Origin of the sequence: Chromobacterium sp. ATCC 53434 (assembly GCF_002848345.1) — a bacterium.
Lineage (GTDB): Bacteria > Pseudomonadota > Gammaproteobacteria > Burkholderiales > Chromobacteriaceae > Chromobacterium.
The window spans coordinates 4,126,113-4,139,575 of record NZ_CP025429.1; the positions used below are offsets into that span (position 1 = coordinate 4,126,113).

Below are 13,463 nucleotides of genomic sequence, written 5' to 3' on the forward strand. Positions count from 1 at the left end.
CTCAGCGCGCCAGGCTCTGCATCAAACCGGCGTACAGATCGTCGCCCAGCCGCTGATAGCCCGGCGCGGTGAAGTGGACCATATCGGGACGGCCCAGCTGCTGCCGTTGCCAGGCGCGCATGCTGCACGGCCCGCCCATCGCCTGCTCCCAATCCCAATACAATAGATGATTGTCGCGCGCCAGCTGGCGCTGGACCTGCTGCACCGCGCTCAGCATCGACGGCCGCCTCGGCGCCGGACACTCCTGGCTGACCGCGCCCTGGCGCCGCGCCGAATCCGGCGCGCCGACCAGCAGGATGGCCGCCTGCGGCAGTTGACCGCGCACCAGGCCGATCGCGCCTTGCAGCGTGGCGCGGTACTCGGCCAGGTCCAGCTTGGCGTCGAAAGCCTCGTTGGTGCCATAGGCCAGGATCACCAGATCGGCGTCGCGCGTGCCCAGTTGGCGCCCCCAGTTGCCGCCCCAGCGCCGCCACAGCGCCAGCTCGGCGCCATTGCTGCCTACGCTGTCCAGCAACACGCCGGGCGCCAGCCGCTCCAGCTCGTAACCGCCCAGCTCCGGCGCCGGGAAGGTCGCCGCGCTCAGCGTGAACGGCAGCTTCAGCTTCATCTCCACCCGTTGCCAACCAGCGCCGGCCGCCGCCTGCACGCGGCGGGCGCCGCTGCCGTCGTCCACCGCCAGCGCCTGGCCGTCGCCGCTTTGCCGCAACCAGACCCGCACCCGCCACAGATCGCCGTCGGCGGCGCGCGACTGCACGCGCACCTGCGCGCCGGCGCGCTGGGCGACGCCGATGAAGCCGCCCAACGGATAATCGGCCTCATCGTCTCGGCGACTGTTTCGCAGGCTCCAGCCTTCGCTGCGGACATAGGCCAGCGCGTTGCGCTGTCCCGACACGTTCAGCGGCGGCAGCCAGCCTATTCCGGCATCGCCGAAGCGCGCCTGCAAGCGCGCGCGCAATTCGCCGCTGAAATAGTCGGCGGCGGTGTGCGAATCGCCGAACTGGACGATGCGCACCGGCGGCTGGCCATCGCCCTGCAGGCTGAAGCGCGCCGCCAGACGGGCCAGATTGGGCTCGCCGAAATCCTGCACTGGCGCCGCCTGCGCCGACGCGGCCACGACGGCCGCCATCATCCAGCGCGCTGCGCGCGCCATCCTGTTTACCGTCATTCGAACCTCAATTCCGCCAGTACGCGTCGCGCCAGCAGCAGCTGGCCCTGACGGGTGAAATGCACGCCGTCGGCCGTCCGCACCGCCACCTCGCCCTGGTCGGGCAATGTCATGAACTTGGTGAAGCTGTCGTCCGCGCTGCCCAGCGCCTCGCGGGTCGAGACGAAGCGGCCGCCGGCGGCGCCCACCTCCTCGCGATACAGCCTGTTCAAATAATGGGCGCCGTCGTTCAGCTTGTCCCGCCCCATATTCGGCAGCCCCAGCCACAACACCTGCACCTTGCGCTTGTTCGCGCTCTGCAAGATGCTGCGGATACGCTCGCGGTAGCGCTGCTCCCAGTCCGGCGACGCGAAACGGATGTAATGATTGCCGCCGACCATGTCCCAGGTATCGTTGGCGCCGACGAACATCACCAGCAACTGGACTTTGGGATTGGCTGCTAGCTGGCGCTCTATCGTCGCCGGCCAGTTGAAGAAGTCGGGATAGGTCAGACCGGTGCTCTGCTTGCTGATGTCGAGCGCCTTGACCTGATGCTGGCGGAACAGCGGCGGCAGCAGGTGCAAGGCCACGCCCTGCATCATCGAATCGCCCGCCAGCAGCACCGGCAGGCCCTCCTCCAGCGCCAGACGGGAGTCCACCGCCTTCACGGCGGCGGCAGCCGATGCCTGCGGCTTCGGCGCCGCCGGCCTGGCCGCGGCGATGGCCGGCGCCTGGCTCGTTTTCAGGCAGCAGGCGTTCAGGCTGTCCACCATCAGGCGGTCCCAACTGCCCACCTGCTGCTGCAGCGCCTCGCTATGCCGGCGCAAGCCGCCGCCTAGCGATCCGCCCTCGCGCCACGGCGACAGCTCGTCCAGCTGCTCCAGCAGACTGGGGCTATGGAAAGTCTGCCGCCAATAAGCGTTGACGGCGGCCTGCTCCAGCCAGAACAGCAGCAGCATGCTGCTGAGCAAGATGACGAGTATGCGGCGATGCGGGTAAGCGGCGAACATGGCGTGACGATAGAGATCAGAATTGATAGTAAATGAAAGCCGGGATGCCGGACGGCGCCAGCGAAATCACCGCCAGCGCGATGCCGCTCAGCAACAGCGGCTTGCCCCACCACGGCAGCGCGGCCAAACGGGCGAAACAACGCTCCGGCAACGCCGACAACGTCGGCAACGCCGCCAGCCACAAGGCGAGCAGCAGCAGCAGGCCCGGCGCGTTCAGCGTCAGCTCCTGCCCCGACGGCGCGAACATCGCGCGCAGGAAGTCCATCGCCTCGTCCAGCGACTGCGCGCGGAAAAATACCCAGGCCAGGCACACATAATGGAAGGTGATCAGACGGGCCAGCCATGGCGAGGCGCCGCTGACCGCATCGCGCTTCCACAGCCGGTCGCCGACATTCAAGGCCACCACGCCCAGGCCGTGCATCGCGCCCCATACCAGGTATTTCAGGCTGGCGCCGTGCCATAGCCCGGACAGCAGCATCGCCGCCAACAGATTGATCTGGGCGCGGGCGAAGCCGTTGCGGTTGCCGCCGAGCGGGATATAGATGTAGTCGCGTATCCAGCTGGACAGCGAGATATGCCAGCGCCGCCAGAAATCGCGCAGGTTCAGCGCCATATACGGCGCGTCGAAGTTGCGCGGCAGCTGGATGCCCAGCAGCAGCGCCAGCGCGGTCACCAGATCGGTATAGCCGGAGAAGTCCAGATAGATCTGCAGCGCATAGGCGTAGAACGCCGCCCACACCTCCAGCGTATGAAAGGTGTCCGGCGCGGCGAACACCGGATCGACCCAGGCGCTGGCCAGCCAGCCGGCCAGCCACAGCTTCTTCAGCAGCGCCAGCACGATCAAGCCCAAGGCGCGGTCCAGTTGCGCCACCTGCCGCCGCGCCGGACTGCGCAGCTGCTCCAGCAAACCGGACGCGCGGCAGATCGGCCCGGCCAGCAGCGTCGGAAAGAAGACCAGGAACAGCGCGAACTGCGGCAAGGCCGCCGGCTTGATCTCCCTGCGGTACACCGACACCAGATAACTGACCGACTGGAAGGTATAAAAGGAAATGCCGACCGGCATCAGGATGTCCAACGCCGGCAGCAGCGCCGTGACGCCCAGCGCGTGCAAGCCCGCCTGCGCGCTTTCGCGGAAGAAGTCGAAATACTTGAACAGCGCCAGATTGCCGACGGCCAGCGCCAGCGACGCCCGCAGCCAGCGCGCCGGCCGCACCGACGCTAGCATCCGTCGCGACAGATGGTGCTGGATCAAGGTATAGGCGGCCAGGATGGCGGCGAAGCGCCAATCGAGCTTGATGTAGAACAGATAGCTGGCGACCAGCAACAACAGGTTCTGCAGGCCGGGCACGCGACGGCAGCCCCAGTAGACGGCGAAAAAGCCGACGAAGGCCAGGGCGAATTCAATGGACAGATAGCTCATGCTAAGGTAACAAGCTGGCGGAGGCGGCAATTATGACAACAAGGCCGTCCTCACACCAGCGCCGGTAAAATTTTATTTATTTGCCGGCCGCCAATTCGATGGGCCGGTAGGCATCGCACGGCAGCGAGAACAGCTGTCTGTCGTCCAGCCGCAGGGCCGACAGGCTGCCGCCCCACAGGCAGCCGGAATCGATGGCCAGCACATCCTCGTCCAGATGGACGCCCAGCGCCGACCAGTGGCCGCAGACGATGGGCGTGCCGCCATGGCGGCGGCCCGGCGCCTCGAACCATGGCACCAGACTCGCCGGCGCGCCGTCGATTTCGCCCTTGTAGCTCAGGTCCAGCTCGCCGTCCCGCGTCAGGAAGCGCATTCGCGTCATCGCATTGACGATCAGCCGCAGCCGGTCCGAGCCCTTCAGATCGTCGCTCCAGCGCGTGGGTTTGTTGCCGTACAATCGGCCGAGGAACTCCCGGTGCCGCTGTCCGGACAGGCCGAACTCCACCTCCTCGGCCAGCCTCAGCGCCTTGGATATGGTCCACTCGGGCAACAGGCCGGCGTGGACCATCGCATAGCCCTGCCCCTCCAGCATCAGCGGCTGGCAACGCAACCAGTCCAGCAACACCTTGCCGTCGGCGGCGTTGAGAATGTCGTCTATCGTGTCGTCGCGGTGCAGCTTGCCGAATCCTTCCGACACCGCCAGCAAGTGCAGATCGTGATTGCCCAGCACCATCTCCACCTGGTCCTGGTGCTGGAATACCCAGCGCAGCACCTCCAGCGACTGCGGGCCGCGGTTGACCAGATCGCCGGTCAGCCACAGCGTGTCCTTGCCGGGATTGAAATCGATCAGCCGCAACAGCTGCTGGAACGGGCCGAAACAGCCCTGGATGTCGCCGATTGCATAGATGGCCATATTCTTTTCCTGGGAAGCGGATCGGTGCGAGGGTCAGATTCCATCCGCGATAAGCCATGATACCCCATGCTACAATGCACGGCCTTGATTACCGATTCGCTACGCCCGTCCGGGCCAGACCGCCATGTCCGCTCCCTTGCTCAATCCGCCGCAGCGCGCGGCCATCCACTATCTCGACGGCCCGCTGCTGGTGCTGGCGGGCGCCGGTTCGGGCAAGACCCGGGTGATCACCTACAAGATCGCCCATCTGGTGCGCGAAGGCGGCATTCCGGCGCGCCATATCGCCGCGATCACCTTCACCAACAAGGCGGCGCGCGAGATGCTGGAACGCGTCGGCAAGCTGATGAGCTCGTCCGAGATCCGCGGCATCACCGTGTCCACCTTCCACTCGCTGGGCATGCACATCCTGCGGCAGGAAGCCACCCATCTGGGCTACAAGCCGCAGTTCTCGATCCTGGACTCCTACGACGCCGGCAAGATCATCGCCGACATCCTCAATACCACGTCCAAGGACGAGATTCGCAAGGTGCAGAGCCAGATCTCGCTGTGGAAAAACGACCTGAAGACGCCGGACGACATGCTGCTGTCGGCGCAGGACCAGTGGGAAAGCGTCTGCGCCAGAACCTATATCGCCTATCAGGACACGCTGAGCGCCTACCAGGCGATGGACTTCGACGACCTGATCCGGCTGCCGGTGCAGCTGTTCCGCGAGCATCCCGAGGTGCTGCTGAAATGGCAGGGCAAGCTGCGCTACCTGCTGATAGACGAATACCAGGACACCAACACCTGCCAGTACCAGCTGGTGAAGCTGCTGACCGGCGTGCGCGGCCTGTTCACCGCCGTCGGCGACGACGACCAGTCCATCTACGCCTGGCGCGGCGCCAATATGGAAAACCTGCGCCTGCTGCAGCAGGACTTCCCGGCCTTGAAGGTGATCAAGCTGGAGCAGAACTACCGCTCCACCGCCCGCATCCTGCGCGCCGCCAACAGCGTGATCTCCAATAATCCCAAGCTGTTCGAGAAACAGCTGTGGAGCGAGCTGGGCCTTGGCGAGCCGATACACGTCGTCCAGTGCAAGGACGAAGAGCACGAGGCGGAGACCGTGGTGCAGAAACTGCTGGCTCACAAGTTTGAATGCCGGACCGATTTCAAGGACTACGCCATCCTGTACCGCGGCAACTACCAGGCGCGGATTTTCGAGCAGGCGCTGCGCAACCAGCGCATTCCGTACCAGATGGCCGGCGGTCAGAGCTTCTTCGACAAGCCGGAGATCAAGGACCTGCTGGCCTATATGCGGCTGATCACCAATCCGGACGACGATCCGGCCTTCATTCGCGCGCTGACCACGCCTAAGCGCGGCGTCGGCGCCGGCACGCTGGAAAAGCTCGGCGCCTGGGCCGGCCAGTACGGCAAGAGCCTGTTCGCCGCCGCGCACGACGCCGGCCTGCGCGTCCAGGTTCAGCAGGCGCAATTGGCGCCGCTGGAGCAGTTCTGCGAATTCATCTCCCGGCTGCAATACCGCGCCACCGGCGAGGAAGCCGGCAAGCTCGCGCTGGAACTGCTGCAGACGATAGGCTACGAAGCCTGGCTGTACGACAGCGAGGACAGCCCCAAGATCGCCGAGACCAAGTGGAAGAACCTGCTGGAGATGGTGGCCTGGCTGGCGAAGAAGGGCGAGGCCGACGGCAAGAACTTGATCGAGCTGACCCAGACCATCGCGCTGATCACGATGCTGGAAGGCCGCGACGAGGGCGAGGTCGACGCGGTTAGGATGTCGACGCTGCACGCGTCCAAGGGCCTGGAGTACCCGCACGTGTTCCTGGTCGGCTGCGAGGAAGGCATCCTGCCGCACAGCGAATCGGTGGAGAACGGCATGGTCGAGGAAGAGCGGCGGTTGATGTATGTCGGCATCACCCGCGCCCAGCGCGGCCTGACGCTGAGCTACTGCGTCAAGCGCCGCCGCGCCGGCGAATGGCAGTTCATCGAGCCGTCGCGCTTCATCTCCGAGATAGACGGCGACGATCTGCGCCATTTCGGCAAGCCGGGCGCCGAACCGCTGGTCAGCAAAAGCGAAGGTAAATCGCGTCTGGCCAATCTGACGGCGATGCTGGCAGGCAAGGATAAATCCGGCGAATCGCCGGCTGATTGAAAACGGAAAAAGAAAATGGCGCCTAAAAAGACGCCACAAAGAAGAATGAGGAACATCTCTGGGTGAAGCGAGGCTGGGGAACCTCACCTGACTGATAAGCTTGAACCGCCTACCGGTCAATCAGATGTGCCTATGATGCCGCAAACCTGGCCTCTCGCCACCTGTCCTTTTTAACCGGTCACATTCATTGACATTTCCATGCGGCCCCGCAATGAAAAACACCCCGCTGTCGCGGGGTGTTTTGACTCGATATGCGGCTCACTTGGAATTGTTGACCATATATTCGATCGCGGCGCGGAATTCGGCGTCGCTGCCGGTATAACCGCCCTTCGGCGGCATCGCGTTCAGGCCCTTGGTGGCGATCTTCACCACCTCGTCCATGCCCGGCTTCAGACGCGCTGCCCAGGCCGCCTTGTCGCCGAACTTCGGCGCGCCGGCGACGCCGGCCGCGTGGCAGGCCACGCAGACGCTCTCGTAGATCTTCTTGCCGACCACCGCGGGATCGGCCGCCGCCGCCGCTGCGCCGGCGCCGCCGACCGGCGGCTCGGTGAACTTGCCGCCGCCGGCGTTGCCCATATAAGCGACCGCGCGCTTGAGCTCGTCGTCGCTCAGGTCCGGCGAACCGCCCTTGGCCGGCATCGCGTTGAAGCCGTGCAGCGCATGGTCGACCAGCGTGTCCCAGCCCTTGGCGATGTGCGGCGCCCAGGACGCGGCGTCGCCGAACTTCGGCGAGCCCGCCAGGCCGGTGCCATGACAGGAAATGCAAATCGCCTTGTATACCTGTTCGCCGGTGCGCATGCCCGGCGGCGCGTCGCTGGCCTTGGCCTCGCCGACCGGCTTCAGGCGGGAAGCCACCGCCTCCCTGGTCATCACTTCGGCATCCACATTGAAACCACTGGTGGCGAGCTTGGCCAGCAGCCAAATCGCCACGACAAGAAAGACAACGATGCTGACCAGAACCTTCACGATCTGGCCAGGGGCCATTGCGTTCTCATTACTCATCCCGAGCCTCGCCTGAAAATAATGACAATTAAAACCCGTCGATTATAAGGGATGCATGTTTGCAAGGCAAAAAACCATACCCTGGACTCGGATTAGTTTTTTGCGGTATGATGCGTCCACTTGATTGAAATTTACAGCGCACCCGTAGCTCAGTTGGATAGAGTGTCAGTTTCCGAAGCTGAAGGTCACAGGTTCGATCCCTGTCGGGTGCGCCAACAAAATCAAAGGCTTGATGGCATATTGCCTCAGGCCTTTTGTTTTTTCCGTCACATTTCCCATTGAATTTCCCTTTTCCCGGTAAACCGGAAAACTTCCCGCCAGAACCGCAGGCAAGCGCCACCCCGACGGCCGACGCTCGCCGACAGCGTTTTTTTACGCATCAAATTTGATATAGATCATTCGGGCAGTGCTTTTGGCCTAATTACATGATGCCGTTCTGCCACACCTGGGCCGGCGGCGCCATCGATGTCGCGATGCCGGCGCCCTAATCGGATGATAGGCGATGAACGGCGGCGGCGGAGTCCCTGCCGGCATCCGCGATAAAAAACCCCCGCCGGAGCGGGGGTCGAATGGCTTAGCCCATCAGCGACAGGCCCTCGTTCTCGTCGTCGTCCTCCTCGCCGAGGAAGCCTCCGCTCTGATGCGCCCACAATCTGGCGTACAACCCGCCCTGGGCCAGCAATTGCTGATGGTTGCCCTCTTCCACGATCTGGCCGCGGTCCAGCACGATCAGCCTGTCCATCGCGGCGATCGTCGACAGCCGGTGGGCGATCGCCACCACGGTCTTGCCTTCCATCAGCCGATACAGGCTGCGCTGAATCGCCGCCTCTACCTCGGAGTCCAGCGCGCTGGTGGCTTCGTCCAGCAGCAGTATCGGCGCGTCCTTCAACATCACCCGCGCGATGGCGACGCGCTGGCGCTGGCCGCCCGACAGCTTGACGCCGCGCTCGCCGACATGGGCGTCGTAGCCGGTCCGGCCCTTGGGATCGGTCAGCGTGCCGATGAAGTCGTCGGCCTCGGCTCGACGCGCGGCGGCGACCATGTCCTCGTCGCCGGCATCCGGACGGCCATACAGCAGGTTGTCGCGCACAGAACGGTGCAGCAACGAAGTATCCTGCGTCACCATGCCCACCTTGGCCCGCAGGCTGTCCTGAGTCACGCCGGCGATGTCCTGACCGTCGATCAGGATGCGGCCGCCGTCCAGATCGTAAAAGCGCAACAGCAGGTTGACGATGGTGGACTTGCCGGCGCCGGAACGGCCGACCAGCCCTATCTTCTCGCCCGGACGTATCGTCAGATTCAGGCCGGCGATGACGTTCTTGACGCCGCCATAGGCGAAATCGACGTTGTCGAAGCGGATTTCGCCGCGCGGCACTTCCAGCCTGGCCGCGTCCGGCTTGTCCACCACCGCCACCGTGCGCGACAGCGTGGTGATGCCGTCCTGCACCGTGCCGATGTTCTCGAACAGGCTGGACATCTCCCACATGATCCAGTGCGAGATGCCGTTCAGCCGCAGCGCCATCGCGGTGGACGCCGCCACCGCGCCGATGCCGACCTCGCCGCGGCTCCACAACCACAGCGACGCGCCTGCGGTGACGCCGATCAGCAGCATGCTGCTGAACTGGTTGACGACCTCGAAACCGCTGACCAGCCGCATCTGGCGGTAGGCGGTGGACAGGAACTCCTGCATCGCGCCCTTGGCGAAACGCGCCTCGCGCTGGCCGTGCGAGAACAACTTGACGGTGGCGATATTGGTGTAAGCGTCGGTGATGCGGCCGGTCATCAGGCTGCGCGCGTCGGCCTGTCGCGTGGCGGCCTTGCCCAGCCGCGGCACGAAGAAGCACAGCGTGGCGATGTAGAACGCCAGCCAGCCGAGGAAGGGCAGCAGCAGGAAGCGGTCGAAATGGCCGAGCACCGCGATCATCGTGACGAAATAGATGACGACGAAGACCAGAATGTCGGTGACGATCAGCACGGTGTCGCGCACTGCCAGCGCGGTCTGCATCACCTTGGCGGACACCCGGCCGGCGAACTCGTCCTGATAGAAGCTCAGGCTCTGGCCCAGCAAGTGGCGGTGGAAATTCCAGCGCAGCCGCATCGGAAAGTTGGAGAACAGGCCCTGATACTTGCTCATCGCCTGCAGCGCCACCAGCACGATGCTGCCGAGCAGGATGCCGGCCAGCAACAGCAAGTGACCGCGCTCGCGCTGCCACAGCAGATCGGCCGGGGTCTTGGACAGCCAGTCGACCACCGAACCGAGCATCGAGAACAGCAAGGCCTCGAACGCGCCTATGGTGGCGGTCAGCAGCGTCATGCCGAGTATCAGCCCGCGCATGCCGGCGGTACAGAACCAAATGAAGGAGAAAAAGCCCTGCGGCGGCTGGGCGGCGGGCGCGTCGGGATAGGGGGAAACCCGGCGTTCGAACCAGGAAAACATAAAGATCGCTCCGTTCTCCGAAACCGGGCGGTTTCAGATTAGGGGTTTAGGGGAGCGATGACGGTAGCCTATCCTGCACTTGTTCGCAATGGAAATTTACGCTGTGGTCAGCTTGGTCAGCGAAACGCATGACTGGAGATCGGGTGCCAAACCTCCGCAGGCGGCGCTAGGCCGGTTCGACCCGGATATAGACCTCTTCGAGCTTTTCCGAGGTGCGCGCCTTGACGTCCACCTTGTGCACCTCGGCGCGCAGCCGGCCCTTGTAAACCTGCAGCATCAGCTCCGCCGCCCGCCGCGCCTGCTCCTGCGTCGGATGCAGCGGTCCGCTGTCGTCGATGCCGAAATCCGGAGAAATCAGTTTCAACCGATACATTATTGTTAACTCTAGCTAAAACGGCGTTATTTGGAGTTTTTATACTAAATGCATGTCCTCCATCCGATTCTACATGAGTTTAACTGCGCGCTGCCACCATCATGTTTTTGCAAGCATTCGACTGAATTTTGTCGACAATCGATGAAAAATCCCGGCAATTCAAACAAGGATTGAAAATGTCGGAATCATCTTAAATGCAATAATGAATGAGTAAAAAGCATGCCGACAGCGGCAAAGACAAGAAAAAACCCGCCGGCTTGGGCGGGTTGGCGTCTATGAGGACGGGGGGTTCCGGCGCTCAGGCCGGCTGCGCCGTGTCGGCCGCCAGATCGTGGCGCACCCGCGCCAGCGCGTCGGCCACCTGCCGGTTGCGCGCGCCCCAGTAGCCCAGCCGGCACAGCGCGTCCAGACAGACCAGCGCGGCGTCTATCATGAAGCGCTCGGCCACCAGGAGCCGCTCCACCTCTTCCAGCGGCAGCAACAGGTGCTCGGCCACTTCGCCATCCTGGCAGAGCGGCTGCGCGCCCGGCTCCAGCCATAAATCGTAAACGTACAGCCATTCGCGGTGCAGGCCCCGCGCGACCGGCCGTTGCGCCAACAGCAGCGCGACCGGCCTCAAGTCGTCGACCTGCTCGCGCGAGACGCCGGCCTCTTCCCACGCCTCGCGCTCCAACGCCAGCGCCAGCGTCTCGCCGGCGGCGACGCCGCCGCCGACCAGGTTGTCCATCCGATTGGGATCCACGGCCTTGTGCGGACTGCGCCGGCCCACCCACATCCGGACCTCGCCGTCGGCCATCCGGCACAGGCCGTTGACGTGGACGGCGCGGCTGGTCAAACCCAGCGGCCGGAACGCGGCGCGTTCCAATTCGAAATACCGGGAGCCGTCGTTGCGAAAGGCGGTGAAGTTCTCATTGCGCCAGCCGTTGAGCCAGCCGGCTTGCTGCCAGCGGCGCGCCGCCTGCGCCAACGCATGGCTGATGCTGCGGTAACTGCCGCCCAGCCGGCAGAACAGGCCCTGGAAGTTTTCCTCGAACAGCGCCGCCTCGTGCCGCAGCAGCCGTTCCTTCCACTCCCCATTGACGCACCCCATTCTTTCGCCGCCAATGAACAGCGGCGTGAACGGTCGCGCATCGAAACGGCTGACCTTGTCGAGATAGCCCAGTACTGCGTCCACCAGCATGACCACTCCCCCTGCGTTTTACCGGGAAGGCTGCATATTAGGACGTCTGTCGGCGCTTGACTAATCGTTGCCCGCACAAAGCCGGCAAGTGTTGCATTCTGTCCGCTGCCGGCTCAGCGCAGGCGGTCGGCCAGTCCCGAATCCCGCCGCGGCGCCATTCCCGCCCCGTCCAACCAGACCTCGCCGGCGCCGATGGCGGCGAAGCGCTCGCGCGCCCGTGTGATGGCGGTATACAGCAAGGCCCGGTTCAGCAATCCTCCCGCCTGCGGCGGCAATTGCAACCATACTTCGTCGTACTCCGAACCCTGGCTCTTGTGAACCGTCATCGCGAACACCGTGTCGTGCGCCGGCAGCCGGCCCGGCGCGAATTCGCGCCAGCCCCCGTCCTCGGACGGAAACAGCACCCGCAGTCCGGCCGGCCGCTGCAGGGCGAAACCGATGTCGCCGTTGAACAGTCCCAGGCCGTAATCATTCTCGCCTATCATCACCGGCCGTCCCGGGTACCAGTCCCGCCCCGGCTGCTTGGCGCCCCGCTCTTCCAGCTGGCGCTCGATGCGGCGGTTGCAGTCGGCCACCTGCCGCCGCTCGGCGGCCAGCAGCATGAAGGCGGCGAACGCCCGCTGCACCTCGTCCGGCCCGGCGCCGGCGGCCACCGTCTCCAAATAGTCGGCGCGCATCGCCAGCAGCGCGTCGTCGTCGGCCGCGTCCCGCAGGCCGACGTCGGCCCAGCCCTCGTCCCGCAGCAGCCTCAGCGAAGCCGCGCCATCGCCGCCGTTGACCCGCCTCGCCAGCTCGCCGATGCCGGAGTCGGCGCCGAAACGGTGGCTGCGCGTCAGCAGCGCGACGCAATCGGTCAGCGCGCCGCCGTCGACACCGTCCCGCGGCAGCGCCTCACCCGCCACCCGCGCGAGCCAGTCCAGCGTGTCGTCGCGGTAGCCGATGCGGACGCACAACTCGCCCAGCACCGCGCCGGCCTCCACCGACGACAGCTGGTCGCGGTCGCCCAGCAGCACCAGCCGCGCCTGAGACGGCAGCGCCGCCACTGTGTTCGCCATCATCGCCAGATCTATCATCGACGCCTCGTCCACCACCAGCACGTCCAGCGGCAGCGGATTGCCGTCATGATGGCGCGGCTGCCCGGCGCCGGGTCTCAGGCCGAGCAAGCGGTGCAGCGTTTCGGCCTTCGCCGGCAGCTGGCGCCGCACCGACTCGTCGATGTCCAAGCGCTCGCGCGCCGTCCGCACCGATTCGGACAGACGCGCCGCAGCCTTGCCGGTCGGCGCCGCCATCGCCATCACCAGCGGACGCGGCGACGCGGCCGCCAGCAACGCCAGCAGCCTCACCACGGTGGTGGTCTTGCCGGTGCCGGGACCGCCGGAAATCACCATCAGCCGCTGCCGCGCCGCCAGCGCCGCCGCCAGCTTCTGCCTATCCGGCCCGGCCTCGCCGCCGCCGGGAAAGAGCCGCGCCAGCCAGCCGGCCAGCGCCGCCTCGTCCGGCGGCGGCAGCGGTTCGGCCAGCCGGGCAAGGCCTTTCGCCAGCCTGTCCTCGTCGTGCCAGTGGCGGGCGAAGTACAGGCGGCCGGCCGCGTCCAGGATCAGCGGCGCGTACTCGCCGGGCGCGCCGACCAGGGCGCTGCCGCGCAACGCCCGGCTCTCGGGACGGTGCGCCAGCGGCAGGCAGACGTGGCCGGCCAGATTGGCGCGGCCCAGCTCGCCGACCAGCGCCAGCACCGTGTCGTCGGCATCGGGGGCCAGACGGGCGAACAGCCGGACCAGTTGATCGGGCAATAGCGGGGGAGAGAAACTCATGACGGCATCCGGAAATGGGGAGGGCGG

General features: G+C 65.4%; 10 protein-coding genes and 1 tRNA gene. 2 read left to right on the forward strand and 9 right to left on the reverse strand.

Annotated features, from left to right (window positions below):
• Position 1: 1 nt before the first annotated feature.
• The 4 genes from CXB49_RS18200 to CXB49_RS18215 form a co-directional block, all read right to left on the reverse strand.
• A complete protein-coding gene (locus CXB49_RS18200; protein WP_101709695.1) occupies positions 2-1,165 on the reverse strand; it encodes an SGNH/GDSL hydrolase family protein in 1,164 nt (387 codons plus the stop codon).
• The gene (locus CXB49_RS18205) at positions 1,162-2,154 is read right to left on the reverse strand and encodes an SGNH family hydrolase (protein WP_101709696.1); all 993 of its coding nucleotides are present in this window, start codon (positions 2,152-2,154) and stop codon (positions 1,162-1,164) included. Before CXB49_RS18205 ends, CXB49_RS18200 begins: the two co-directional genes overlap by 4 nt.
• A 16-nt stretch (positions 2,155-2,170) precedes the next feature.
• Positions 2,171-3,574 carry an MBOAT family protein gene (locus CXB49_RS18210; protein ID WP_101709697.1) on the reverse strand — a complete coding sequence of 468 codons (1,404 nt, stop codon included), beginning with the start codon at positions 3,572-3,574 and terminating at the stop codon, positions 2,171-2,173.
• A gap of 76 nt (positions 3,575-3,650) precedes the next feature.
• Positions 3,651-4,484 (reverse strand): symmetrical bis(5'-nucleosyl)-tetraphosphatase, encoded by an 834-nt coding sequence (locus CXB49_RS18215; protein WP_101709698.1) that lies wholly within the window; start codon positions 4,482-4,484, stop codon positions 3,651-3,653.
• A 124-nt stretch (positions 4,485-4,608) separates the two neighbouring features.
• Here CXB49_RS18215 and CXB49_RS18220 point away from each other — a divergent pair, with 124 nt between their 5' ends.
• Positions 4,609-6,633 carry a UvrD-helicase domain-containing protein gene (locus CXB49_RS18220; RefSeq protein ID WP_101709699.1) on the forward strand — a complete coding sequence of 675 codons (2,025 nt, stop codon included), beginning with the start codon at positions 4,609-4,611 and terminating at the stop codon, positions 6,631-6,633.
• 258 nt (positions 6,634-6,891) lie between these two features.
• Here CXB49_RS18220 and CXB49_RS18225 read toward each other — a convergent pair whose 3' ends face one another.
• Positions 6,892-7,374, reverse strand: a complete 483-nt coding sequence (locus CXB49_RS18225; protein WP_369826585.1) for a cytochrome c5 family protein — start codon at positions 7,372-7,374, stop codon at positions 6,892-6,894.
• Between the two features lie 399 nt (positions 7,375-7,773).
• Between CXB49_RS18225 and CXB49_RS18230 the strand changes: the two genes are divergently transcribed.
• Positions 7,774-7,850 (forward strand) — tRNA-Arg (locus CXB49_RS18230).
• 359 nt (positions 7,851-8,209) lie between these two features.
• Here the strand turns inward: CXB49_RS18230 and CXB49_RS18235 are convergent.
• The 4 genes from CXB49_RS18235 to recD all read right to left on the reverse strand — a co-directional run bounded on the left by CXB49_RS18235 (position 8,210) and on the right by recD (position 13,436).
• Positions 8,210-10,072: an ABC transporter ATP-binding protein gene (locus CXB49_RS18235; RefSeq protein ID WP_101709701.1), complete on the reverse strand. Its 1,863-nt coding sequence runs from the start codon at positions 10,070-10,072 to the stop codon at positions 8,210-8,212.
• Between the two features lie 166 nt (positions 10,073-10,238).
• A complete protein-coding gene (locus CXB49_RS18240; RefSeq protein WP_101709702.1) occupies positions 10,239-10,445 on the reverse strand; it encodes a hypothetical protein in 207 nt (68 codons plus the stop codon).
• 298 nt (positions 10,446-10,743) lie between these two features.
• On the reverse strand, positions 10,744-11,625 hold the full coding sequence (locus CXB49_RS18245; RefSeq protein ID WP_101709703.1) for a DUF4743 domain-containing protein: 882 nt from the start codon (positions 11,623-11,625) through the stop codon (positions 10,744-10,746).
• Positions 11,626-11,738: 113 nt separating this feature from the next.
• Positions 11,739-13,436 (reverse strand): exodeoxyribonuclease V subunit alpha, encoded by a 1,698-nt coding sequence (recD, locus tag CXB49_RS18250; RefSeq protein WP_101709704.1) that lies wholly within the window; start codon positions 13,434-13,436, stop codon positions 11,739-11,741.
• Positions 13,437-13,463 lie beyond the last annotated feature (27 nt).